We start from the raw sequence: 24,039 nt of genomic DNA on the forward strand, positions 1-24,039 counted from the left end.
ATAAAAAGCCGGTCCGGGGTTGCCCCTCAGACCGGCTTTTTAGATGCTGATCGCGATTATTCGGCTTCTGGATTAATTTTTAGAAGCTCAACATCGAAGACCAGAGTTTCGTTCGGCGCAATGGCTTGGTTACCGGCGGCACCGTAAGCCAGTTCGGCCGGAATATACAGCTTGTAGCGAGCGCCCTCGCTCATCAGCTGCAAGCCTTCAATCCAACCAGGGATCACCTGACCAACGCCAAAGGTTGTCGGCTTGCCACGCTCCCGTGAGCTGTCGAATACTTCACCGTTGAGCAGCTCGCCGGTGTAGTGCACTTGAACACGGTCTGAAGCCGTTGGCTTTTCACCTTCGCCTTCTTCAATCACTTCGTATTGAAGCCCGGACTCTGTGGTTTTTACTTCGTCACGCTCGGCGTTTTCAGCCAGGAAAGCTTCACCGGCTTCTTTGTTCTTCTGGGCCAGCTCGTCGTACTGTTCTTTCTGCTGGCTTTGCAGCTCTTCCTGATAGGCCATAAGCGCGGTTTGGATTTCTTCGCGAGTCAGACGTTTGGCATCTTCTTCGCCAGATTGACCATGCTCAAAGCCTTGGATGAACTGTTCCAGTTGCAGGTCGGGCAGATCATTGCTCATGCGCTCGCCCATCACCAAGCCCATGCCGTAGCTGACTTTCTCGGGTGTGCTCTCCAGCGAAGGATCTGGCTCGGTGGTTGAACAACCGGCAACAACACCGGCCATGGCTACGGCTAAGAGTGTTTTTTTCATGAATCGTTCCTTTGCACATGTTTCAGGGCTCTGCGGCCCTGTTGGAAATTTAGGGTCAACAACTTAACGGGTTCTGTAAGAGGATGCTACTGAACAAGTGTTAAGACTGCGGCATGATGATTGTCATGATTCTCTTTTATAGGCGGGGCTGTTCAGCGAGAAGGGTGCGCTGTAGGGCGTCTGCCAATCACCACCTGCGTTGCCAGCGGGCGTCTTCTTAGAGGAAGGTTCGCTGCGCTCGATGGCCAAAGCGTTCCACTGGCCCTGGGCGGGTGGTTGATCGGCGTAGTGCCAGTGGCCGTCCGTGTCTTTCCACTTGAACACGATATCAGGCCCATTAGCCGGGACTGGAGAGGGAACGAGCCCTTCGAAGGGTGGCAGTGTTTCCTGAGTTTCTGCGTTGCGTACCGGCTCGGCCACGTTTTCAGGATCGCCCAAACCGAAAAAAATCAGTAATAGCAGTAAACCAAGAGCAGGAAACGATAACCGTATCAGCCATTTCATTAACATGGCTCGATGCTCCGGCGAGAGTGCTCAGCCAGCAGGCCGGCAAGTTTGGTGATTTGGGTCATTGATTGCAATTCCCGTGTCGTGAGTGGAGCTGCGGTAAGTAAATTCTGCACGGTAATCGCCGTGCAATTTTGCATGCTCGCAACTTCCGGGTTGCGTTCATAAAGCGTTTGCCATGCAAGCGCCAATTCTGTTTGCTCTGCTTGTAACTCAGCTTTCGCGAGAGCGTTCCGGAGTTCATGAGTTGGGCCATGGTCCCGGGGAATCGATTTCCGTGTGGAGCGAATGCGACCGGTTACATGCTCGCGCCACTCTGTTACCTTAGCGTCCTCGATACCGGTGAAGGTACGCCCGTTCACGCCTAACCAGCCAGCGCAAAGGATACGGGTTACGCTCCAGCCTTGCGTTTGAAGACGCAAGCAGGCTTCGGCCAATTCCGGTTTTTGCCAGCAGGCCAGTGCATATCGCCAAAGGGGGTTGTCCGGTTTCATTAAGGCCGGCAGAGTCAATGGATCTGTCTGCATAATGGTCACGGTAGCCCTCTTCCTTGGCTGACATCCATGAATTAAAGTTACTCTATGTTAACGATAACCGATCTCAGTTTACAACGGGGCGGCGTCTGGTTGCTAGAAAACGTCAGCGTGACGGTTCAGCCGGGCCAGCGTGTAGCCATTGTCGGCGCCAATGGTGCCGGTAAATCCAGTTTGTTTCAGCTCTTATTGGGCCATTTGAGCCCAGAGCAGGGCAGCGTTTCGTTGCCGGGTGGGTGCCGGATTGCGCACATGGCGCAGGAGGTGGCCTCATCGTCCCGGTCAGCGCGGGATTTTGTGCTCGATGGCGACTTGGAATTGCGGCGACTGGAAGCTGAGCTGGAGGTTGCCGAAGCTCGCGGAGATGATTACGCCGTTGCGCACATTCACGGGGAGCTCGACATCCACGAGGCTTGGTCGGCTACACGCCGCGCTGAGGCGCTGATACGTGGGCTGGGTTTTGCCGACAGTGATGCAGACCGCCCGGTTTCTGCTTTTTCGGGTGGCTGGCGTATTCGTCTCAACCTGGCTCAAGCGCTCATGCGCCCGTCGGATCTGCTTTTGCTTGACGAACCAACCAACCACCTTGATCTGGATGCCTGCCTCTGGCTTGAGAACTGGCTGCGCAAGTATCAGGGCACCCTTCTGTTCATCTCCCATGACCGGGATTTCATGGACCGGGTTTCTACCCATCTGGTGCACTTCGACCAGAAGAAACTGGAGCTTTATACCGGTAATTACTCAGCGTTTGAGATTCAGCGCAGTGAGCGGTTGGCCCAGCAACAAGCAAGCTTTGAGCGGCAGCAGGCGCGCATTGCTGAAATTCAGCGCTTTATCGATCGATTCAAAGCGAAAGCCACCAAAGCTAAGCAAGCGCAAAGTCGAGTCAAATCGCTGGAACGTATGGAACGGATTGCGCCTGCACATGTGGACTCGCCGTTCAGCTTCGAATTCCCGGTTGCCGACAAGGTATCGAGCCCGTTGTTATCGATTCGTCACGGATCGGCGGGTCATGGTGATACTACGATACTAAAAGACATCAACATATCGTTGTTACCGGGTTCCCGTATTGGCCTGTTAGGTCCCAACGGCGCTGGTAAATCGACTTTTATGGATGCGCTTCGTGGTGAAGGAACTCTGATGTCGGGTGAGCGCGCAGCAGGTGAAAACCTGGCCGTCGGCTATTTTGCCCAGCATCAACTCGAGTCTCTGGATTTGGATGCCAGCCCGTTCCTTCACCTACAGCGCCTTTCCCCTCAGGCATCTGAGCAGAAGGTGAGAAACTTCCTCGGTGGCTTCGATTTCCACGGTGACGAAGCGCTGAGTCCGATCCGTTCATTTTCCGGCGGTGAAAAAGCCCGGGTAGCGTTGGCCGTGATTGCGTGGCAGAAACCCAATCTGTTGCTGTTAGACGAGCCCACGAACCATCTGGATCTGGAAATGCGCCAAGCACTGACCATGGCGCTGCAGAATTTTGATGGCGCTATTGTGGTGGTGTCTCACGATCGTCATTTGCTACGTAATACCGTCGATGAATTTTGGCTGGTATACGATGGCACGGTGCAGGAATACGATGGTGATCTGGAAGATTACGAGCGTTGGCTGGCGGATCGGCGAAAAGACGACGAAGAGCCGCCCCAGCGGCAGGTTGTGGAAGAAAAGACGGGTAATAAAGCTAGCCCGGCTACTCTGAGCGCAGACGAACGTAAAGCCAGGAAACGGCAAGAAGCAGAGGTTCGTAAGAAAATCAGCCCGTGGCGCAAAAAACAGAGCACACTTGAAGCGCGCATGGATCAGTTGCAGGAAAAGCTGACTTCGGTTGAAGCGTCGCTGTCTGACCCTTCGGTCTACGAAGACAGCAACAAAGTGCGCTTGAAGCAGTTGTTGGCGGAGCAAGCCGGATTCAAGCGCGAACTAGAAGATGCCGAAGCAGAATGGCTGGAGGTCAGTGAAACGGTTGAGAGCCTCGAAGAGGAATTGACGCTCAGCTCTGCTGAGTCCTGATGTCCAGAGTAAAATTTTGGCGGGCAAGATAATCCTGCTCGTTGTAAAGGTCGGCTAGCGTCAGCGGTCGCTCGTCCAGCCATCCTTCAGGAAACTCGACGGTGAGTTTGTCTTCTTCTGCGCGGAGGATGAAGTCAGGGGCCGGCTCCAGATTTCGGGAGTGCTGGATGACCACCGCCAGCCTCAGCAGGATGCACAGGTACCGTAGACGGGGTTTGTCCTCTGGTTCCACGTACTCGAAGACGGTGGGTGCCAGTTTGCGCCGGTGCCCGCGCACTAAAGTGGCCAATGCTTTTTGGGATTGTAAAGTGAAGCCCGGCAAATCCGAGTAATGCAGCAAGTAAGCGCCGTGTTTGTGGTATTGCGAGTGGGAAATGGTCAGGCCGACTTCATGCAGTCGGCAGGCCCAGCGCAGGGCGTCTTCGTCTGCCGGGGTATGTAAATCCCAAATGTCTGCAACTTGCTCCCAGGCGGCAAGCGCGGTGTGTTCTACGGCGGTGCCATGAGCCTGATCGACATGATAGCGTTCCTGCAACGCGGTAATGGTTCGCTCACGAACGTCTTCATGCTGAATTCGTCCGACCAGATCGTACAGCAGGCCCTCCCGAAGCGCGCCGTCGGCGAATTCCATCTCTTGAATGCCCAGTGCCCGAAACGCGGCCAAAAGAATGGCAAATCCAGCCGGGAAAATGCTTTGTCGGTCTTCCCGAACGCCCAGCTCCGCAAGCTTATCGATATTGCCCATATCCACCAGACGCGTGCGAAGTTCGTCCATTGCGTCACGGGTGATTTTGCCATCTGTGAGTTTCAGCGTGGCAAGAACACTGGCTATGGCTTTGATCGAGCCGGAGGAGCCAACGGCACTTTGCCAGCCAACTGCTCGATAGCGCCGCCAAATGCTCTGCAGTTCTTGCTCGGCGTGGATGATCGCTTTATCCATCTGTTTTCGAGTGATCTTGCCATCGGGAAAGTACAGATTTCGGAAAGATACACACCCCATGTGCATGCTTGACAGTTCTTGCGGTTCGAAACGCTCGCCGATGATAAATTCGGTACTGCCGCCGCCGATATCGATCACTAGCCTACGGCCTTCGTCGTCCGAAAGCGTGTGGGATACGCCCAGATAGATCAGTCGCGCTTCCTCTCGGCCGGCAATCACCTCGACAGGATACCCAAGTACCTCTTCCGCTTTGTCGATAAACTCTTGGGAGTTACGGGCCACACGCAGTGCATTGGTGCCGACAATCTGCACGCCCTCGGGGGGCGTTCCCTTGAGCCGTTGGGCAAATCGCCGCAGGCATTCAATGCCTCTCTGTTGTGCTTCTTCGCTCAGATTGTTGTGCTCATCCAGGCCCGCGCCCAGCTGAACTTTCTCTCCCATTTTCTCTACGGTACGGATTTCACCGTGGACCAGGCGGGCCACAACCATGTGGAAACTGTTGGACCCCATATCAATGGAAGCCAGCAGGTCCGGAGTGGGGGTGTCGTACTCGGCAATAGATGCGGCCGTCACGGTGATAGGCGTCCTGTGTAGAGTGAACTTGGCTGTACTATAAGGGAAACATCAGCAAAGTGTCAGTAGCCGAATGCGGACAATACTGACACCAATCAAACTGGCCGTGGATACAACTTACTTCACATACACGCCGCCAATCGCGTAAAGTATCGCTTATCGACTTTCGGGTAGACGGCTTCCATGAACAGAAGATTAACTGTCTACTATAGCCAACAGCGACTCCATGGCTGATACGAAAACAGCTGGGGCGCCTGAATCAGGAATAGGTAATGAGCGGAAATATCGTTAATGTCACCGACGCTTCCTTCGAGCAGGACGTATTGAAATCCGACGTTCCGGTACTGGTAGATTACTGGGCTGAGTGGTGTGGTCCTTGCAAAATGATCGCGCCGGTTCTGGAAGAAATCGCCGACGAATACGAAGGCAAGCTCAAAGTCTGCAAGCTGAACATTGATGAAAACGAGCAGACGCCACCCAAGTTCAACATTCGTGGTATCCCGACTCTAATGCTGTTCAAGAATGGCAACGTGGATGCGACCAAAGTAGGCGCGCTGTCCAAGTCACAGTTGGCCGCCTTCCTGGATAGCAATCTCTGATTGCAACCGGATAGCCTGAAAACCGCCCAAGAACTAAGTTCTTGGGCGGTTTTTTTATGGGCTGCTCAAGCGTTATAGATGACCTGCCCCAGCTCACTTATGTCGTAGCCGCCCAAGGCTTCGGCCCTTTGAATGAAGCGCTCACTTCTGGCGAATGCCAATAACCGTTGCAGCGTCGGTTCAAAGTAGTGACGCCTGCGCATGGCCAAGTCGAAGTGTTCCTCCTGAAGAGGAATGAATGCCAGCCCCTGACGCCTGGCAGCGGCTTCAATTCCCACCCCTATATCCGCTTCGCCCTGGCGAATAGCCAACGCAAGATCATCTTCACTAAGCGATGGATGAGCGGCCCATGCCAGTTTACTGGCATCGATGTGGTGGCGAGCCAGCAAACTCTGCAGCAAATGGCTAACACCGGCATCGGGTTGGCGATGCGCAATGCGCAGGCCGGGGCGAGTAATATCCTCCAAGCGGTTTATTTGATGAGGATTGTCTAGTGTTAAAAGCAGTCCCTGCTGACGTTTGGCCCATCGGATCAGCACCAGATCGCGCATTCCGCTTAGCCCCAAGGTGGCTGGCTCATTGTAACGCCGGGTGCTGGCGTGCCAGATGTGCATGCCGGCCACCATGGCGCGGCCATCAACCAATCTCTGTACACCGTCGCCGCTGCCTTGGCACAGTAGCGCCAGTTCCGCGCCGCTTTCTTTCACAGCCCATTCCAGAAGCGGGTCCTGACTGCCGGCCAGTACCGGGGGTGTGGACGAGCTGACAGATTCGTCGCTCTCGAGATGGTTCATCAGCCAGAGATCAATACGCTGGCGCGGAAACAAAAGCTTTCCCGTTACCCGCACACAGGGAATAACGCCCTGGCTGACCAGGTCGTAGATTTTGCGCTCTTTCAGACGCAAATATTCAGCGGCTTCGGCTGTTGTGAGGTACGTGGGAAAGGGCATCGCTTCTCCTGATGTCCGGCAGTGCATAGAGCTGTTTTTTGTTGCATCTTTTCCGAAAGGCTGTGCAAAGCGTAGTTATAAACGCCACGATGCTCAAATAATAACAAGGAGACGCACCTTTGGAAGATAATGCGTTCTACGTGGCACTCTCACTTCTTGCCAGCCTGGATGCCTCGTTGTTTCAGATCGTGGTGCTATCGCTGAAGGTATCCCTTATGGCGGTGCTGATTGCGGCAATCTTGGGTTTCCCGTTAGGGGCGGCGGTGGCCTTGTGGCGTTTTCCCGGTCGCGGCGGGATGATTGTGATGCTCAATGCCTTGATGGGCTTGCCTCCCGTGGTGGCGGGGCTTGTAGTGTATTTGCTGCTGTCTCGGGCAGGGCCGCTGGGAGAGCTGGGGTTCCTGTTTACACCGGGCGCCATGGTGATTGCTCAGGTGGTGTTGGTGCTTCCGATTTTGGCCGCACTATCGCGTCAGAAAATCGAAGAAATGCTAGGTGAATATCGAGAGCAGTTTGTTTCCCTCGGTATGTCACGAGCACGAATGATGCCTACTTTGCTGTGGGACGCTCGTTTTGCCTTGTTGACCGTTCTGCTTGCTGGCTTCGGCCGTGCCAGTGCCGAAGTGGGGGCGGTGATGATGGTGGGTGGCAACATCGACGGGGTGACCCGGGTCATGACCACCGCTATTGTGTTGGAAACCGGTAAAGGTAATCTGCCTCTGGCGCTCGGGTTGGGCATTGTTCTATTGACGTTAGTCATGCTGATTAACGCCGCAGCGTACCTAGTAGGTGAAGTGACCCGGAGGCGACTCGGATGACGTCGCTGAACGCTTCATGCCTCTCCTCATCGGCCCTTTTGGCGCCGCCCGCATTGTATTTTCACGATGTCTCTTATAATCATGAGAATAAACACCTGCTGGGTCCTTGTTCGTTCACCCTGGATGGTATTGGTCCTACTTTGGTGATGGGGCCGAATGGTGCAGGAAAAAGTCTGTTGCTGCGATTGGCCCATGGTTTACTGTCCCCAACTCAGGGACAAATTTCCTGGTCAGGCTCTGATGGCTGCCCACGGCAAGCGATGGTCTTTCAGCAACCGGTGCTTCTGCGCCGCTCGGCAATTGCCAACCTCATACATGCACAAGCAGTCAATGGTGTCCGGCGCAGCGAGCGCATGAGGCGTGCGATGGAAGCGCTCGAGCGTTTTGGCTTGACGGCCTGTGCCAAAGTGCCTGCCAGAGTGCTTTCCGGCGGGCAGCAACAGCGTCTGACTTTAGCGCGGGCCTGGCTACTTTCGCCCCAAGTATTGTTTCTGGATGAACCCACTTCCGCACTTGATCCCGCTGCGATCAAAGCCGTAGAAGCGGCCGTGCTCGAATTTCACCGTCAGGGAACGCGAATTGTGATGACCACCCACGATATTCACCAGGCTCGGCGACTTGCCGGGGATGTGCTGTTTTTTTCCGGCGGAAACCTGTGCGAACACACCTCTGCCGACACCTTTTTTAACCAGCCGGTTTCTTCGAAAGCACAAGCATTTGTGGCCGGAGAACTGGTCGAGTAGATGTAACCAACGAAGCTGTTATCCGTCAAAAGGAGAAGACAAGATGAACAAGACTTTGAAACTATTGCTCACGGGTGTTCTTGCGATGGGCGTTGTGCTCAGCGCGCACGCGGAAGACTACATCACGCTGGCCTCGACAACCTCCACCGAGAACTCCGGATTGTTTGATTCCATCCTGCCGAAATTTAAAGACGCCACTGGTATTGAGGTGCGCGTGGTGGCGGTGGGCACCGGGCAGGCGTTTGAAATAGCGCGCCGGGGCGATGCCGACAGTCTTCTGGTGCACGATACAGCAGGTGAACAGCGCTTCGTGGAGAACGGCTACGCGAGCGAACGAGCCGATGTTATGTACAACGATTTCGTGGTGATTGGGCCCGCAGAGGATCCGGCGAGTATCCGTAACACGCAGAGTGCTGCTGCCGCTTTCTCCGCCATTGCCAAGGCCGAGGCTCCATTCGCGTCACGGGGCGATGACAGCGGCACCAATCGCGCCGAGTTGCGCCGATGGGAAAGTGCCGGCGTTGAACCGGGCGGGGACTGGTACCGTGAACTCGGCAGCGGTATGGGGCCTACCCTCAACACCGCAGCGGCCATGGATGCCTACGTCATGTCTGATCGCGCCACCTGGGTAGCCTTCGGAAACCGTCAGAATCTAACGTTGCTTTTTGAAGGCGACAAGGTGCTGTTTAATCAATACGGTAGCCTGCTGCTTTCTGAAGAGAAACACCCGCATCTAAAGCATGACCTCGCCAAGCAGTGGCATAGATGGCTCCTCTCCGAAGAGGGACAGAAAGCGATTGCCGACTTTGAGGTTGATGGGCAGCAGTTGTTTTTCCCGAATGCCAAATAGACGAATCTCTGGCATGATCGTTACATATTCCATTCTGTGGCGATCATGAAACGGCTATAACAAAAATGACGATTGAGCCCATATATCCAGACCCGAAAGACCCTCGTCTGTCCCGTGGCGTTGAGGGCGTTGATGAAAACGGCAAAAACAAATCCATCAGTGTGATCGAAGAACGCCCGCTGACCATCTACCTGAATAGTCAGGAGATCGTCACTGCCATGACCATCGGCGATCATCCGGAGTACCTGGCTCTTGGTTTTTTGCTGAACCAAGGCATGCTGAAAGAGAGCGATCGGGTTACCGGAATCGACTTCGACGAAGAGCTTGAAGTTGTCGTGGTGCGCACGGCGGGCGTAACCGACGTTGAAAGCAAGCTGGAAAAGAAAACCCGCACCTCGGGCTGCGCCGTGGGTACGGTTTTTGGCGACATGATGGCGGGGCTCGAAGGGCTGTCATTACCCGATACACCGGTCCACACCAGCACTTTTTACGAGCTCTCCTACCAGATCAACCACACCCCTAGCCTGTACATGGAAACCGGTGCCATTCATGGCACGGCCCTGTGCCAGGGGCGCGACATTCTCGCTTACATGGAAGACGTCGGTCGTCATAATGCTGTTGACAAGATTGCCGGCTGGATGCACCAGAATGGCGTGCCGGCCTCCGACAAGGTGCTCTACACAACCGGCCGGTTAACGTCTGAAATGGTGATCAAAACCGCCCTGATGGGCATTCCGACACTGATCAGCCGATCAGGCTTTACCGCTTGGGGGGTCGATATTGCCCGACAGGTTGGCCTGACGCTGATTGGGCGCATGCGCGGCAAGAAGTTCACCTGTCTCAGTGGCCAGCATCGGCTGGTGTTCGATCAGGATCTATCGCAGGTGCCTGATGAAGAGAAAAAGCTGCGCCGAAAAGGAGCAGGGCATGACTGAGTGCGCGGTGATTCTGGCCGGAGGTCAAGCCAATCGCATGGGCGGTGGAGACAAAGGGCGATTGATGCTTGGGAACCGGTCATTAATTGACCGTGTTATCGAGCGCATCACCCCGCAGGTTGAAGCGGTAGTGCTGAACGCCAATGGTGACCTGAGTCGTTTTGATGATTTGAGCCTACCCGTGGTGGCGGATTCTATCCAGGATTTCCCTGGGCCGTTGGCCGGCGTGCTCGCGGGCATGGATTGGGCGGCCGAGCAGGGCCACGAATGGTTGATCAGCGTGGCGGCGGATACGCCGTCTTTTCCACGGGACCTGGTGCAGCGGCTGGGCGGTTACGATACCCCGGTGGTGTTGGCCGCGACTCCGCACCCCGAGCGAGGCCGGCTGCCTCAACCAACCTTTGGCCGCTGGCAGGTTGCCCTGCGGGAAGAGCTGAGAGCTGCCTTGAATGACGGCGTGCGCAAAATCCGTCAGTGGACGCAAGCCCAGGGGGAAACCCTGGTGATTTTCAACGAAGATGATTTCTTCAACATCAACACCCCAGACGATCTGGCTTGGGCGGAGCAACATCTTAAGTGAATGTTATCGGTATTGTGGGCTGGAAAAACTCCGGGAAAACAACGCTGGCCAGCGCGTTGATCAGTGAGCTTTCCGCGCGAGGCATGACGGTCAGCTCGATTAAGCATGCGCATCATCTGGTGGATGTCGATCAGCCTGGTACGGACAGCTACAAACACCGCAATGCTGGTGCCCGGGAGGTCATTTTGGCGGGCGGTCAGCGTTTCGCCATCATGCACGAATTACGAGGTGCCAAAGAGCCAACGCTGGATGAATTGCTGGCCCGGCTGGGCCCTTGCGACTGGGTCGTCGTGGAAGGCTACAAAAGCCACTCACACCGAAAGATCGAGGTGCTCCGGCAAGAAAATGAACGAACCCCCTTGTATGTTGAAGATTCCTGCATCGTCGCGGTGGCTTCGGACTATGGCGTCGAGTTCGCAGGCCCCGTTTTTGATCTGAACGACGTATCCGGCATTGCTGACTTTGTTCTGAGTTGCGAATAACAAACATCGGGAGAACCATGAAACCGCTCCGTAATGACTGTTTTGCCTTGCCCCCCGGGGTTAACTGGACACCGGTAGACGAAGCGCTTGAACGTTTACGCGCTCGTTTGCACACGGTGGTGGACGTGGAGTGTTCGGTTCCGCTGTCATTGGTGAGCGGCCGGATATTGGCAAACGATGTTTATGCGCCTCGGGCTCACCCCCCCAGCAATAATTCCGCGGTAGATGGCTATGCCCTTGCCGGACCGTTAACCAAGGTGCCCTGTACCCTGCCTTTAGTTGATGGCCGCAGCGCTGCCGGGGAACCCTACATGGGGCAGGTTCCGAAAGAGCATGCTATCCGGATTTTGACCGGTGCGGTGATCCCGACGGGCACCGATACGGTGGTGCTGGAAGAGGATTGCGAGGTTATTGGTGGGCAGCTGCATTTGCAAGGCACCTTAAAAGCGGGAGCCAACGTGCGTAAGGCTGGAGAGGATATTCATGCACACGACAAAATTCTCACGGAAGGTACTCGCCTGACACCAACCGAGATTTCGGTTCTTGCCAGCGTGGGTGTCGAGTCAGTTGATGTTTATCAACGGCTCCGGGTTGGTGTTCTATCCACAGGTGATGAAGTGAAGCCGGTCGGCTCGGTTGTAAGCGATTGGCAAATCTACGATGCCAACCTTCCGATGCTGAGCGCATTGATAGAGCAGCTTGGTTATGAGCTGGTAAACCTTGGCCACGTGCTTGACCGGGCTGAGGATGTTAGAGCTGCTTTGGGGCGCGGGGCACAACAGTGTGATCTGATCCTGACCAGTGGCGGCATATCCGCAGGCGACGAGGATCATGTGTCAAAAACACTAAAAGCCCACGGTGATATCAGCAACTGGCGGATTGCAATAAAGCCGGGCCGGCCCCTTGCGCTGGCCATGTACCAAGGTACGCCAGTGCTGGGTTTACCGGGCAATCCGGTGGCTGCGTGGGTCTGCGCGCTACGCTTCGGTGCTCCGGCTATGGCACTGCTAGCCGGTAGAGGGTGGTTTGAACCCCAGGCCTACGTCATGCCGGCCAACTTCAGCAAGAACAAAAAGCCAGGGCGCAGCGAAATGTTACGTGCCCGGGTGCGGGATGGCCAGGTCGAAGTTTTCGGTTCTGAAGGCTCGGGCCGAGTGACCGGTCTGGCTTGGTCCGAGGGGTTGGTCGAGCTGGATGAAAGCGCTCAGCAAATTGAACCGGGAACCCCGGTTCGGTTCATGCCTTACGGCAGCTTCGGGCTGTAATTACTCAACACTGCCGTGTACCGCAAAGGCCTCTAACGATGCCTCTTGTGGGGCTCGGGAGCGATAAGTTTCCTCCACTCCCAATTCGGTCAGCCGGCGGCTGACCATGAGCAGGGTATTTTCCTCGAAGTCCTCACACATTTCACACATCTGGTCGATTTCTTCGCTGGCGACAGGGTAGGCCGCATCAAGGTTTGGTGCGCCATAATGCTCGACAAAGGTGTGCGCCAGCGTTTTCTTGAGCTGTTCTAATTCGCTGTCGGTGATTTTGCATACGCCAACAAAGCTGGCTCGGCCGCCAGATTCGATGCTGTACCAACCATTGCTGAACGCTTGTCGGGCTTTGCCGGTCAGGTTCGCCTCTGTCCAGTTGGAAAACTCGAATCCTCCTGAAATCGCCCATTCACCGCTAGGAGCTGGCCATTCAAAGACGTTTTCATCCGATATATCCAGGCGCAGGGTTCGGGCGAGTTTCATACGTGCTCCGCGAAAGTAATTAAGCTCAATGTCTCGGTCATGGCACCCTGGCGCAGCAACATCCGTCCTTTATCATCCAATCCGACAAAGGTGCCGGGTTTGGGATAGTCGATCACTTCCCCCAAGGTGTCGCAGCGTGGCCGCCACTCGTTGTGTACGCGCTCGAAACCGCTATCCATGAAGTAGGTTAGCCACAATAAGGTGTGTTTGGACCAGCTTTCCAGCAGTGCCATCGGAGTGATGTCAACGCAGCCTTCTTCGGTAAGACAGGTCTGGTTAGGGTTCTCGCCGGGTTCGTTCCGAGCTAGTTGGAAAGGTACATCAATGCCAATCACCAGCCAGCTGGGCTGAGCCTTGGGGTCTGCTGCATCGGTTGCAAAGCGAACCTCGCCACAGAGTGCACCGTTGACCTTAATGCGGTCAGGCCATTGGAAGTGCACAGGAACTTCCGGTGGTGCCAGCGCACCGAGGCTTTCGGCAAGGCCAATCTGGGCGACGTAAACGGCTTGGATGGCTTCCTCGAGAGGTGTTTCAGGTGCCAGCACCAGAGCTGCCCGTAAGTTTTCGACCGCGTCGGAGTAGAAGATGGTGCCGGAATCGATGCCCGCCATGGCCCGGCTCACAGCTTTGTTAAACGGGTCCGTGTGCTGGGGGACGACTTCTCCCGTCAGGAGCGGAGGGAACAGGGGAGATTCGATCATAGAACGGCCCGGGCGTAGACGTCAGAAGCGGTGACCTCGTCGGCGATGCGCTGGAAGGCTTTCGCTTGCGGGCTTTCCGGTTTTGACACCACGATAGGTACGCCACCGTCTGAGCCGACACGGATGTCCAGATCAAGAGGAATCTCGCCCAAAAACGGAGCCCCAATTTTTTCGGCTTCGGCTCGGGCGCCGCCGGACCCGAACGGATGGTGCTCTTTGCCGCAGCCGTCACAGACAAACGAGGCCATGTTTTCAATCACGCCGAACAACGGCACATCCATGCGGTTGAACATGTCGATGCCTTTGCGAGCGTCCATCAGCGCGATGTCCTGTGGTGTTGAAACAACAATGGCACCGGCGACAAAAAACTTTTGGCTGAGCGTCATCTGAACATCGCCCGTGCCGGGCGGCAGATCCACCAGCAACACATCCAGCCTGCCCCAGTCCACTTGGTTCATCATCTGCTCCAGGGCGCCCATCAACATGGGGCCGCGCCATACAATGGCTTCTTCTTCGGAGGCCATCAGGCCCAGCGACATCAGGGTCACGCCATGATTGCGCAGGGGCAGGATGGTGTGCCCATCGGGGCTGGATGGGCGACCCGAAACACCCAGCATACGAGGCTGGCTGGGGCCGTAAACGTCGGCATCCAGGAGTCCCACTTTCAGCCCCTTCGATGCCAATGCTACCGCCAAATTGGACGCGACGGTCGATTTGCCCACACCGCCTTTACCTGACGAAATAGCGATGATGCGGCTGATTCCCCTTGGGTTTTTGTCTTGTGGCCTGGGCGCATCTGTGCCGATCAGGTTTGGTTTTCCGACTTCGGTGTATTCAACCATGCTGTACCCTGTTTAATTATTAGCTGTCTAGGTAGTCATCGCTGGTGCGAACCCGAGGGCGATCGCCCCCTGCCATCGGAGCCCGATCGCTATGGAATTGGGCTTTCACACGGCAGTTATCACACATTCTGATGAGTTGAACATTGTCAGAGTTCTTGTACATCCAGTGCTGGTTTTCCAGCTTTTCAATAATGCGGTTTATGGTGCTGGCGACACCAAACGGAGTGCCGCAATTGATGCATTCGTAAGGCTCCTCGCTATGAAGTGGTCGGGCAGTTAGGGCATTCTTGGACAGATCCAGCTGGGGAATCAGCGTGATGGCTGTCTCGGGGCAGGTGCTGTCGCAGACCCCGCATTGGACACAGGCGTTTTCGGTGAACTGAACTTCAGGCCTATCGGGGTGGTCGCCAAGAGCGCCGGTAGGGCACAGAGACACACACGCCAGGCAGAGCGTGCATTTATCGGAATCAATGTTGATTGCTCCGTAGGGTGCGCCCACGGGCAGAGGAACGGGAGCCTCTATTTTGTCGGTCATAGCGGCAGCCGTCACGCGTGTGACGTCCCGGCGGCCACCGACCAGCAGAACGGGATCGCTCACTCTGCCGGCGTTGTCGCCTGGATTGCAGAGCTCGATCGGCTCGATAACCCGAATCCGACTCGGTGCGTTGTGGGTTCCTTCAAGCATGGCCTGAGCCAGTTCGATTTCTGCTGCCACTGCCCGGCGGTCTATTTCGTTATCGACCAGAATCAGAACTTCGGCATAGCCTGCTCCGAAAGCAGCCATGATTTCCGCATGGCCAATCCGGTCTGTATGTTCCAGCCCCATCGGGATTAAATCATCGGCCAGGCCATTATCGTATCGGGCGAGGTAGGTGATGGCCTCGGCTCCGGCGCTGAGGGTGTGGAACACCAAACGCGGGGATTGGTGGGTATGCTCGCGATACACCTTGGCCATGACCTCCAGAGCCTTGGTCAACGCCTCGAACGGGGTTTCGGTCATACTGATGGCAGAGGTCGGGCAAACTGCCGCACAAGAGCCGCAACCGGCGCAGATATCTGAATCAATCTGGACATGATCTCGGGCTGAGAAGATGGCTTCGGTTGGGCAAACATCCAGACAGCGGGTGCAGCCGGGTTTGTTGGCCCTAGAATGCGCGCACAAGGATTCTTCTAATCGGAAATATACGGTTTTTTCGAATTCACCGACACGATCCCGGGCCGTTAGCGCAATGCGCTCCAGCTCTCCCGTTTTGTTCGGGTCGGCCCAGAAATACCCGTTGCGTTTTTGGTGACTGGGGAAGGCTGGGTTGCCTCCGCGCAGGTCGATAAATACGTCGCAATCGCTTCGGGCGGTGGCTTTTACTTCGCCGTAGCCCGGTTCGCCTCGGCCAGCCGGATTCAGTGCTTGTAGCTGGGAAAATTCTAACTGGAAGTTGCCTAGTGCGCCGTAAGCCGACGCGAGCTGGCCTTTCGCGACATCGTACGCCGCGGAAGGCAGCGTCACAGGGCCTGCATCATTAACGATGCACGTGACCCCCAGTTCGTCTTTGACCAGTTCAGCCATCCTGAGGGCCTCCTCGGTCGGGCCGATAATGCAGCACACGCCGTTGGACTGAATGGTTTTCGCGGGGGCTATCGGTGGGGGCAGCTGAGCGGCGGCAACCAAAGCTGCCTGCTTGGCGGCCAAGCGCTCGGGCTTGGCATCGGGTGAGCTCCAGCCCGCCCGATCCCTGATGTCGATGGTGTTGAGTGGTGCCGCGTGTTGAGTCTCGGCGTAAACATCCTCAGCGAGGCGCTCAAACAAGACAGACTGCTGACCGCAGGCGATAAGCACTTTGTTGTTCGCTGACAAGTGTTCAGCGGCAATGCCCAGATCGTTGCCACATAATTGATTCGCTTCGACCACGTGTTCGGCGCCTGCGGCTGTCTGCAGCAGCTTCGAGTCGAAGCGCTGAGTCTTGTCACAGGAGCATAACAGTAAGGTTTTATGTGCTGTCATCAGGAATCCAGCCCGTTTCGTTGTTGTTATCTGTATGCGAATTGGCTTTACTTCATGAGCATGCCACAGCCATTTACTTTTGGACAATTGGTTAAGTGTCGGATCCCTACTAAAGTCAGTCGATAATAAAAGAGAAGGGTCATGAGCAGTCGAACAGAGCAGTGGAGACGCGAGTTACAGGTCGGGGCCGTGGTTCGCCGCTCGCCTGGCGTAACCCGTTGGGAGCGAGAAATCTGGACACCGGTCGCGATTATTCCCGGGGCACCGCAAGCCTTTTGGAAAGAACTGGTTCACGAAGGCGAGGTGATTGATTACCACGCGGGCACGGTGACCATGGAATTGTACCGTGCGGATGTCGAGGGCTATCTGGTGTCGCTCAACATGGAGGTACCCTCCGTTTGGGTCATCATGGATAAAGACGCAACCAGTCAGTCTCCATCGGGGTGGGTTGTCAGTTCTGTGACCGCCAGCGCCCACGAGGCATTGGATTCTCTGGACAGCGGCGAGAGCATTGTCGAAGCGGTGCCGGTTCCAGAGTCCTTAGCGGCCTGGATTAAAGAGTTTATCGACATGCACTACATCGAAGAGCCTTTCAAAAAACGCCGCCGTGACGAGATTCGTGTAGATGGTGTCGAAGATGCGAAAGGCGACCCGCGTATTCGCCAGGAAAGCGATGTTTATCGTGCGCCCGCCAACATGAAAAAACCGAGGTTTCAGTGATGGCAGAGTCACGTTTGCAGCGGTGGTCACGCTTAAAAACGCAAGCCGACAGAGAGTTGGAGTTGCCACCTGCCCAAGCGCCCTCGCCGAAGGCTGACCTCGCTCCGGAGGAGCAAGAGTTGGCCCGCAACGAGGCTTTGTCTGAGCAGGACATCCTTGAGAAATACGGTTTGCCCGACCCGGACAACATTGAGCTGGGCACCGATGTGACCGGGTTTATGCGCAAAGAAATCCCGGATTTTCTTCGCCGAAAAGCGTTGCGATCGCTCTGGAGATCCAATCCCGTGCTGGCGGTACTGGATGGGCTCAACGACTATGACGAGGATTTCACGGCCGCAGGCCCCACCGTCAAAGGCGCGCAGACGCTATACAAGGTAGGGCAAGGGCTGATTGATAGAGCAAAGAAACCGGATGAACGGCTCGATGAGCAAAGCGAGGCACCGGTGCAGATTCCGGATGTGGTTCTACCTGATACAAAGACAGAACCGTTAGCGCTCAAGGCTGAAGAGGAAGCTGAGTCCGCTCCCGAAAGACTGCGTACGGAACCCGAAGTGGGGGAGCCTGAGCCTGAAGTCGCGCAGCAGTATCGCCCCAGGATGCGTTTCGAGTAAGCGCCCAGCGGCGGAGTTGCGTTGGCGTTGGATCAGGGCTATAACGATGAGTAGTACATAATTCAAACAACAAAGGCTAAGGACAGACTCTTGGTTAATACAGCTGAGGTTCAATGCCCTCGCTCAATCAGTGATGAAGACCGAGCGAGGGCGCAAATATATCAGTTGCTGGGTACCTTGCTCGGCAACCCGCCTTCAAACAAGCTGCTTGAAGGATTAGCCTCGTTGCAGGGCGATGACACCCCTCTGGGCTCCGCATCCAGACATCTGGCCGCTCTTGCTGAACGCACCTCTCCTTTTGATGCCGAGCGCGAGTACAACAATCTGTTCGTTGGGCTTGGCCGCGGTGAACTGTTGCCCTACGCCAGCTATTACCTGACCGGTTTTTTGAACGAGAAACCCCTCGCCGAATTGCGAACCGACCTGATGGCCCGTGGCATTAGGGCTCGTAACGACATCAAAGAACCGGAAGATCACATCGGCACGCTTTGCGAAACCATGGCGGGCATTATTGCCGGCGATTTCCCATGCGACAGCGATCTTGCTTCGCAAAAATCCTTTTTCGATGCGCACCTGGCAAAGTGGGCCGGGTTATTTTTTGCCGATTTGGAAGAAGCGCAAGGCGCTATTTTCTACGCGCCTGTAGGTTCGCTTGGGCGAGCTTTTATGGCCGTTGAAACGGATGCTTTTGCCATTCAGTAACCGGAGCCAGTATGGCTCCTTAGCCCCTGGGGAGGGTCCTATGGATAGCCCGAAACATGAAAACAGTCGCCGCCGTTTCTTGCAATTGGCGGCTACTGCAGCCCCGGCGGCTGTTGCAATGGCGGTTGCACCAAACGCCGCAGCTGAGGTCGTCAAAAACGACGCGCCCAAAAGCCGGGGACTGCGCGACACGGAGCACACACGAAAGTATTTCGAATCGGCTCGCTTTTGAGGATGTGTGAATCACCCAAGGTTGCGTGATGCTCTTGGGTGATAACGCCTCCTAATAAAGAGAATAAAAAGAGAGAGGTAAGAGACATGTTAAGGAAGAAGACCAACGGGGTTGCGAAAGGCCCCCGTGCAGGATCTTTGCTTTCATCTCTCGCTGCTAAAACATTGGACCGCCGCCAGTTTTTGACGGCTTCTGGTGTTGCAGTGGGTGGCATGGCCGCTTTATCGCTGACGTCAGGGCGGGTTGAAGCGGCAGCGCCTTCAGCCGAAGGCGGAAAAATTGTTCGGAAAAAGTCTGTGTGTACCCACTGCTCAGTGGGATGTACTGTCGAGGCGGAAGTCCAGAATGGTACCTGGATCGGGCAGGAGCCAGGCTGGGACAGTCCCTTCAATTTGGGCTCGCACTGTGCCAAAGGTGCGTCAGTGCGCGAGCACGCTCACGGCGAGCGTCGTCTCAAATCCCCGATGAAAATGGTCAATGGCCAATGGCAGAAGATTCCCTGGGATCAGGCGATCAATGAAATTGGCGACAAGATGCTGCAAATTCGCGACGAAAGCGGCCCGGATTCGGTCTATTGGCTGGGCAGCGCAAAGTTCAACAACGAACAGTCTTATTTGTTCCGAAAGTTTGCTGCCTACTGGGGCACCAACAACGTTGATCACCAGGCGCGGATCTGCCACTCCACTACGGTAGCCGGCGTAGCCAACACCTGGGGCTACGGGGCCATGACCAACTCTTACAACGACATCCACAATTCCAAGGCGATTTTCATCATTGGGGGAAACCCCGCAGAGGCGCACCCGGTTTCGCTACTGCATGTGCTGAAAGCCAAAGAAGAAAATAACGCGCCGCTGATTGTGTGTGATCCCCGCTTCACGCGCACCGCAGCCCACGCGGATGAGTACGTCCGTTTTCGGCCCGGCTCAGATGTTGCGCTGGTGTGGGGCATTCTCTGGCACATCTTTGAGAACAAATGGGAAGACACGGAGTTCATCCGCACCCGAGTTTGGGGAATGGATGAGATCCGTGAAGAGGTAAAACAGTGGAACCCGGAAGAGGTCGAACGTGTAACCGGTGCGCCGGGGGCCCAGCTTGAGCGTGTTGCTCGAACTCTGGCCAATAACCGCCCGGGCACCGTGATCTGGTGTATGGGAGGGACTCAGCACTCGAACGGCAACAACAACACGCGGGCCTACTGCATCTTGCAGCTCGCACTGGGCAACATGGGGGTACCAGGCGGCGGCACCAACATCTTCCGTGGCCACGATAACGTGCAAGGCGCGACCGATCTAGGTGTTCTGGCAGACACTTTGCCGGGATACTACGGCCTGAGCGCGGGTGCTTGGGCCCACTGGACGCGGGTCTGGGAAGAAGAGCCCGACTGGCTTAAGGGCCGGTTTGCCGTGTGGGACAAAAACGGCAAGTCCAAAGCAATGATGAACGAAAAGGGCATTCCGGTGTCCCGTTGGATTGACGGGGTTCTGGAGGCAAAGGAAAACCTCGAGCAGCCCGACAACACCCGAGCTATGGTTCTGTGGGGCCACGCACCCAACTCCCAGACCCGTATGCTTGAAATGAAAGAGGCCATGGAAAAGCTGGATCTGCTGGTGGTGGTCGACCCTTTCCCGACGGTTTCTGCAGTGTTGCACGATCGCAAGGATGGCGCTTATCTGCTGCCAACGACCACTCAATTCGAAACCAGTGGTTCTGTCACCGCCTCGAACCGTTCGCTGCAGTGGCGTGAAAAAGTGGTTGAGCCATTGTTCGACTCAAAGGTTGACCACGAAATCATCAAGCTGTTTTCGGACAAGTTCGGTTTTACTGATCGCATGTTCCGGAATATCGCCATTGAAGGCGACGAACCGGTGATTGAGGACATCACCCGGGAGTTCAACCGTGGCATGTGGACCATTGGTTATACCGGGCAATCGCCTGAGCGCTTGAAGAAACATATGAAGCATCAGCACCATTTCGACCGGACCACCTTGCGTGCCAATGGCGGGCCTTGCGATGGCGATATCTATGGTTTGCCGTGGCCTTGTTGGGGCACCGCAGAGATTAATCATCCGGGCACACCGAATCTCTACGATATGTCGCTGCCTGTGTCTAAGGGCGGCCTCACCTTCCGCGCCCGGTTCGGTGTTGAGCGTAACGGCGAGAACCTGCTGGCCGAAGGCGTTTACTCGAAAAACTCGGACATCAAGGACGGCTACCCCGAGTTCACTATGCAAATGTTGATGGATCTGGGCTGGGATGGGGATCTTACCTCTGAAGAACGTTCTTCTATAGATGCGGTGGCTGGTCCCGAGACGAACTGGAAGACGGATCTGTCGGGTGGCATACAGCGTGTTGCGATCAAGCACGAATGTGCACCTTTTGGTAACGCCAAAGCGCGAACGGTGGTTTGGAACTTTCCTGACCCCGTGCCGCGTCACCGCGAGCCGCTTTATACGACGCGTCGTGACTTGGTTAAAGACTACCCGACCTACGAAGACAAAACGTTCTGGCGCGTTCCGACTTTGTATGAATCTATACAGAAGAAGGATTTCAGTAAGGACTTCCCCATCATTCTGACCTCTGGTCGTCTGGTCGAATACGAAGGTGGCGGTGACGAGACACGCTCGAACCCATGGTTGGCTGAGTTGCAGCAAGACATGTTCATTGAGGTGAATACGCGGGATGCGAACAACCTGAATATTCGTGATGGCAAGGATGTCTGGGTGACCGGGCCGGAAGGAGGGCGAATTAAAGTCAAAGCGTTGGTGACAGAGCGAGTTGGTGAGGGCGTAGCCTTTATGCCGTTCCACTTCGGTGGGCATCTGGAGGGCAAGTCTCTGAGGGATAAATACCCCAAAGGCTCTGACCCCTATGTTCTGGGTGAATCTACAAACGTTGTTCAAACATACGGGTACGACTCGGTCACGCAGATGCAAGAGACCAAAGCCACCCTGTGTTCGATCATGCCGGCATAACAGGAGGTGTAGACCATGGCACTTGAAGGACAAGCGCGCGCAAAATTCCTTTGCGACGCCGAACGCTGCATCGAATGTAATGCCTGCGTGACGGCCTGTAAGAATGAGCACGAAGTCCCTTGGGGCATCAATCGTCGGCGAGTGGTCACCATCGACGACGGGAAACCGGGCGAGCGTTCGATCTCGGTTGCTTGCATGCACTGTTCAGACGCGCCTTGCATGGCTGTTTGCCCGGTGGATTGCTTCTACCAGACCGAAGACGGCATCGTGTTGCATTCCAAGGATCTATGCATCGGTTGTGGGTACTGTTTCTACGCTTGCCCCTTCGGCGCACCTCAGTTCCCCCAAGCGGGTAATTTCGGTAGTCGGGGCAAAATGGACAAGTGCACATTCTGTGCAGGTGGTCCGGAAGAGGATCATTCCGCGGCCGAGTTCTCCAAATACGGACGTAACCGTATCGCAGAGGGGAAATTGCCTCTGTGTGCGGAAATGTGTTCGACCAAAGCTTTGTTGGCCGGTGATGGCAACGAAGTGGCGGACATCTATCGCCAGCGCGTGGTGAGCCGTGGATTCGGTTCGGGCGCTTGGGGATGGGGCACAGCCTACGAGAGGAAGGGTGCATAAGTTTGCCTGAGTTTTCCGGGGCCCTGGGGCCCCGGAACCCATTGAGGCAACGAATGCTTCTTGTTTATTCCGTTGGAGCGCTCTCATGAATGCAAAACTATTGGCTGCCGCTCTGTTTATGCTGGCAGTCCTGTCGTTCAACTCTGCGTGGGCAGAAACTGCGGTGGACCGGACAGCAACCGGGGGTGCGCAAACCCTGGAAGACATCATGGCCCGTCAACAGCAGTTAAAACTTGACGAGTCTTTTCGGTCTGAAAATCTGGGCGACCCTGCCAACGCTGCGCCTGCCAGCGAGCAATTGGGCACTCGGGGCGGGGTTTCACTTTCAGACACCTACCGATCCATTCGCTATAACGAATTTGATGCCAACACACAGGTGCGAGGGCCCGCGGCTGACGTCCTGATCCAAGACGGAGGCATGCCGTGGCTTAAACTGCGAGAGGGGCCCATCATTACCTATGGCGGTGGCGCGCTTCTCGTATTTATCGCCGTGCTGGTGGTGTTTTACCTCATCCGTGGAAAAATCAGGATTGAGGGTGGGCCGTCTGGTGTGACGATCCAGCGCTTTAAAGCCGTTGAACGGTTTGGTCATTGGTTGTTGGCAGGGTCGTTCATTGTATTGGGTCTAACCGGGCTCATTACGCTGATGGGCAGGAGCTTTCTGATTCCCGTTTTCGGGGTCGATGCCTTTGCGACTCTAGCGGCCGGCTCCAAGTGGATACACAACAACATCTCCTGGGCCTTTATGCTCGGTTTGATCATGACCTTCGTGATGTGGGTGGCGCATAACATTCCCAACAAATTAGATTGGCAGTGGCTCAAGGCCGGGGGCGGAATTTTCAGTGATTCACACCCGTCGGCAAAGAAATTCAACGCCGGTCAAAAAATCGTTTTCTGGACGGTTATGGTGCTGGGCGTTTCGGTGTCGTTATCCGGTTTGTCGCTGCTATTCCCGTTCCAGATGCCGATGTTTTCCGATACATTCAGTGTCGTTAACAGTGTATTTGGAACTGACCTCGATACGGCTCTGACCCCGCATGAAGAGATGCAGTATGCCAATATCTGGCACTCGATTGTGGCCTTCGTCATGATGCTGGCGATTATCGCCCATATCTATATCGGCACCGTCGGTATGGAAGGTGCCTATGATGCGATGGGGAGCGGTCAGGTAGATACGAAGTGGGCGCGTCAGCATCACGATCTTTGGGTGGCAGAAGTCGAAGCGAAACAGGGCAAAGGAGACGTTCCGTGAAAGTAATGATTGCTGCATTTGCAGCGGCTTTATTGATCGCTTTCACAGCTCAGCTGGTGCTGGGCCAACTCGGGTGGTCATCAGCCGAACAAGGAAGCAGCACAACGAGCGTTCGTCTTGACTGAGCAAACGACAGCACACCAAATCGATGCGATCGGTTTGGTGTGCCCGCTCCCGATTTTGCGCTTCAAAAAGCGTATACGGGGGTTGCCCGGTGGCACGCAGGTTGAATTCTTGGCCGATGATCCAACCAGTCGCCGGGATTTGCAGGCCCTTTGCGACATGGTTGGTCACAGGTTGGAGTGGGTTCGGGAAGAGGACGGAGGCGTTCTGCGTTACGGTATTTGCTTGGCGGAATGAAGGCTAG

General features: G+C 55.6%; 27 protein-coding genes. 18 read left to right on the forward strand and 9 right to left on the reverse strand.

What is annotated here, in order from left to right:
• Window positions 1-56: 56 nt before the first annotated feature.
• The 3 genes from K5L82_RS15825 to K5L82_RS15835 all read right to left on the reverse strand — a co-directional run bounded on the left by K5L82_RS15825 (window position 57) and on the right by K5L82_RS15835 (window position 1,795).
• Window positions 57-761, reverse strand: coding sequence for an FKBP-type peptidyl-prolyl cis-trans isomerase (locus K5L82_RS15825; RefSeq protein ID WP_133006689.1), 705 nt, complete (start codon window positions 759-761; stop codon window positions 57-59).
• A gap of 123 nt (window positions 762-884) precedes the next feature.
• A complete protein-coding gene (locus tag K5L82_RS15830; protein WP_133006688.1) occupies window positions 885-1,271 on the reverse strand; it encodes a DUF4124 domain-containing protein in 387 nt (128 codons plus the stop codon).
• Window positions 1,265-1,795 (reverse strand): TIGR02444 family protein, encoded by a 531-nt coding sequence (locus tag K5L82_RS15835; protein WP_262492755.1) that lies wholly within the window; start codon window positions 1,793-1,795, stop codon window positions 1,265-1,267. The genes K5L82_RS15830 and K5L82_RS15835 overlap by 7 nt, the downstream gene beginning before the upstream one ends.
• A gap of 54 nt (window positions 1,796-1,849) precedes the next feature.
• Here K5L82_RS15835 and K5L82_RS15840 point away from each other — a divergent pair, with 54 nt between their 5' ends.
• A complete protein-coding gene (locus tag K5L82_RS15840) occupies window positions 1,850-3,805 on the forward strand; it encodes an ATP-binding cassette domain-containing protein (protein ID WP_223134812.1) in 1,956 nt (651 codons plus the stop codon).
• Here the strand turns inward: K5L82_RS15840 and ppx are convergent.
• Complete coding sequence (gene ppx / locus K5L82_RS15845) at window positions 3,786-5,318, reverse strand: exopolyphosphatase (RefSeq protein WP_316933413.1); 1,533 nt, start codon at window positions 5,316-5,318, stop codon at window positions 3,786-3,788. The two genes, K5L82_RS15840 and ppx, sit on opposite strands and share 20 nt — an antisense overlap.
• 272 nt (window positions 5,319-5,590) lie before the next feature.
• Here ppx and trxA point away from each other — a divergent pair, with 272 nt between their 5' ends.
• Window positions 5,591-5,917: a thioredoxin TrxA gene (trxA, locus tag K5L82_RS15850; RefSeq protein ID WP_014420340.1), complete on the forward strand. Its 327-nt coding sequence runs from the start codon at window positions 5,591-5,593 to the stop codon at window positions 5,915-5,917.
• A gap of 65 nt (window positions 5,918-5,982) precedes the next feature.
• On the opposite strand, the gene K5L82_RS15855 is transcribed toward trxA, so the two are convergent.
• Window positions 5,983-6,867 carry a helix-turn-helix transcriptional regulator gene (locus K5L82_RS15855; protein WP_223134813.1) on the reverse strand — a complete coding sequence of 295 codons (885 nt, stop codon included), beginning with the start codon at window positions 6,865-6,867 and terminating at the stop codon, window positions 5,983-5,985.
• A 119-nt stretch (window positions 6,868-6,986) separates the two neighbouring features.
• On the opposite strand from K5L82_RS15855, the gene K5L82_RS15860 reads away from it, so the two are divergent.
• From K5L82_RS15860 to K5L82_RS15890, 7 genes are all read left to right on the forward strand, one after another.
• The gene (locus tag K5L82_RS15860; protein WP_133006684.1) at window positions 6,987-7,685 is read left to right on the forward strand and encodes an ABC transporter permease; all 699 of its coding nucleotides are present in this window, start codon (window positions 6,987-6,989) and stop codon (window positions 7,683-7,685) included.
• Window positions 7,682-8,428, forward strand: coding sequence for an ATP-binding cassette domain-containing protein (locus K5L82_RS15865; protein ID WP_223134814.1), 747 nt, complete (start codon window positions 7,682-7,684; stop codon window positions 8,426-8,428). The genes K5L82_RS15860 and K5L82_RS15865 overlap by 4 nt, the downstream gene beginning before the upstream one ends.
• A 43-nt stretch (window positions 8,429-8,471) precedes the next feature.
• Window positions 8,472-9,278, forward strand: a complete 807-nt coding sequence (locus K5L82_RS15870; RefSeq protein WP_223134815.1) for a substrate-binding domain-containing protein — start codon at window positions 8,472-8,474, stop codon at window positions 9,276-9,278.
• Window positions 9,279-9,343: 65 nt separating this feature from the next.
• Complete coding sequence (gene fdhD / locus K5L82_RS15875; RefSeq protein ID WP_223134816.1) at window positions 9,344-10,213, forward strand: formate dehydrogenase accessory sulfurtransferase FdhD; 870 nt, start codon at window positions 9,344-9,346, stop codon at window positions 10,211-10,213.
• The gene (gene mobA, locus K5L82_RS15880) at window positions 10,206-10,793 is read left to right on the forward strand and encodes a molybdenum cofactor guanylyltransferase MobA (RefSeq protein WP_223134817.1); all 588 of its coding nucleotides are present in this window, start codon (window positions 10,206-10,208) and stop codon (window positions 10,791-10,793) included. Before fdhD ends, mobA begins: the two co-directional genes overlap by 8 nt.
• On the forward strand, window positions 10,790-11,275 hold the full coding sequence (gene mobB, locus K5L82_RS15885) for a molybdopterin-guanine dinucleotide biosynthesis protein B (RefSeq protein WP_223134818.1): 486 nt from the start codon (window positions 10,790-10,792) through the stop codon (window positions 11,273-11,275). The genes mobA and mobB overlap by 4 nt, the downstream gene beginning before the upstream one ends.
• Before the next feature lie 17 nt (window positions 11,276-11,292).
• The gene (locus K5L82_RS15890) at window positions 11,293-12,540 is read left to right on the forward strand and encodes a molybdopterin-binding protein (RefSeq protein ID WP_223134819.1); all 1,248 of its coding nucleotides are present in this window, start codon (window positions 11,293-11,295) and stop codon (window positions 12,538-12,540) included.
• Here the strand turns inward: K5L82_RS15890 and K5L82_RS15895 are convergent, their stop codons facing one another.
• The 4 genes from K5L82_RS15895 to K5L82_RS15910 are packed head-to-tail and all read right to left on the reverse strand — an operon-like array spanning window position 12,541 to window position 16,559.
• On the reverse strand, window positions 12,541-13,017 hold the full coding sequence (locus tag K5L82_RS15895; protein ID WP_223134820.1) for a DUF6505 family protein: 477 nt from the start codon (window positions 13,015-13,017) through the stop codon (window positions 12,541-12,543).
• Complete coding sequence (locus K5L82_RS15900) at window positions 13,014-13,718, reverse strand: biotin/lipoate--protein ligase family protein (RefSeq protein ID WP_223134821.1); 705 nt, start codon at window positions 13,716-13,718, stop codon at window positions 13,014-13,016. Before K5L82_RS15900 ends, K5L82_RS15895 begins: the two co-directional genes overlap by 4 nt.
• Window positions 13,715-14,560: an Mrp/NBP35 family ATP-binding protein gene (locus K5L82_RS15905; RefSeq protein ID WP_223134822.1), complete on the reverse strand. Its 846-nt coding sequence runs from the start codon at window positions 14,558-14,560 to the stop codon at window positions 13,715-13,717. The genes K5L82_RS15900 and K5L82_RS15905 overlap by 4 nt, the downstream gene beginning before the upstream one ends.
• A gap of 19 nt (window positions 14,561-14,579) precedes the next feature.
• Entirely contained in the window at window positions 14,580-16,559 is a 1,980-nt protein-coding gene (locus K5L82_RS15910) for a 4Fe-4S binding protein (RefSeq protein ID WP_223134823.1), read from the reverse strand.
• 141 nt (window positions 16,560-16,700) lie between these two features.
• Between K5L82_RS15910 and K5L82_RS15915 the strand changes: the two genes are divergently transcribed.
• From K5L82_RS15915 to K5L82_RS15950, 9 genes are all read left to right on the forward strand, one after another.
• Window positions 16,701-17,279 carry a DUF3305 domain-containing protein gene (locus K5L82_RS15915; RefSeq protein WP_223134824.1) on the forward strand — a complete coding sequence of 193 codons (579 nt, stop codon included), beginning with the start codon at window positions 16,701-16,703 and terminating at the stop codon, window positions 17,277-17,279.
• Window positions 17,279-17,890, forward strand: coding sequence for a DUF3306 domain-containing protein (locus K5L82_RS15920; RefSeq protein WP_223134825.1), 612 nt, complete (start codon window positions 17,279-17,281; stop codon window positions 17,888-17,890). The genes K5L82_RS15915 and K5L82_RS15920 overlap by 1 nt, the downstream gene beginning before the upstream one ends.
• A 90-nt stretch (window positions 17,891-17,980) precedes the next feature.
• Window positions 17,981-18,592 carry a molecular chaperone gene (locus K5L82_RS15925; RefSeq protein ID WP_133006671.1) on the forward strand — a complete coding sequence of 204 codons (612 nt, stop codon included), beginning with the start codon at window positions 17,981-17,983 and terminating at the stop codon, window positions 18,590-18,592.
• Between the two features lie 40 nt (window positions 18,593-18,632).
• On the forward strand, window positions 18,633-18,824 hold the full coding sequence (locus tag K5L82_RS15930; protein ID WP_223134826.1) for a twin-arginine translocation signal domain-containing protein: 192 nt from the start codon (window positions 18,633-18,635) through the stop codon (window positions 18,822-18,824).
• An 86-nt stretch (window positions 18,825-18,910) separates the two neighbouring features.
• The gene (locus K5L82_RS15935) at window positions 18,911-21,796 is read left to right on the forward strand and encodes a molybdopterin-dependent oxidoreductase (protein ID WP_223134827.1); all 2,886 of its coding nucleotides are present in this window, start codon (window positions 18,911-18,913) and stop codon (window positions 21,794-21,796) included.
• Between the two features lie 15 nt (window positions 21,797-21,811).
• Window positions 21,812-22,420, forward strand: a complete 609-nt coding sequence (gene fdh3B / locus K5L82_RS15940) for a formate dehydrogenase FDH3 subunit beta (RefSeq protein ID WP_133006668.1) — start codon at window positions 21,812-21,814, stop codon at window positions 22,418-22,420.
• An 85-nt stretch (window positions 22,421-22,505) separates the two neighbouring features.
• Window positions 22,506-23,672: a formate dehydrogenase subunit gamma gene (locus K5L82_RS15945; protein ID WP_223134828.1), complete on the forward strand. Its 1,167-nt coding sequence runs from the start codon at window positions 22,506-22,508 to the stop codon at window positions 23,670-23,672.
• Window positions 23,669-23,797: a hypothetical protein gene (locus K5L82_RS16685; RefSeq protein ID WP_262492763.1), complete on the forward strand. Its 129-nt coding sequence runs from the start codon at window positions 23,669-23,671 to the stop codon at window positions 23,795-23,797. The genes K5L82_RS15945 and K5L82_RS16685 overlap by 4 nt, the downstream gene beginning before the upstream one ends.
• A complete protein-coding gene (locus K5L82_RS15950) occupies window positions 23,790-24,032 on the forward strand; it encodes a sulfurtransferase TusA family protein (protein WP_223134829.1) in 243 nt (80 codons plus the stop codon). The genes K5L82_RS16685 and K5L82_RS15950 overlap by 8 nt, the downstream gene beginning before the upstream one ends.
• The last annotated feature ends 7 nt before the right edge of the window (window positions 24,033-24,039 follow it).

The organism is Marinobacter sp. AL4B, assembly GCF_019916045.1.
Taxonomy (GTDB): Bacteria; Pseudomonadota; Gammaproteobacteria; order Pseudomonadales; family Oleiphilaceae; genus Marinobacter.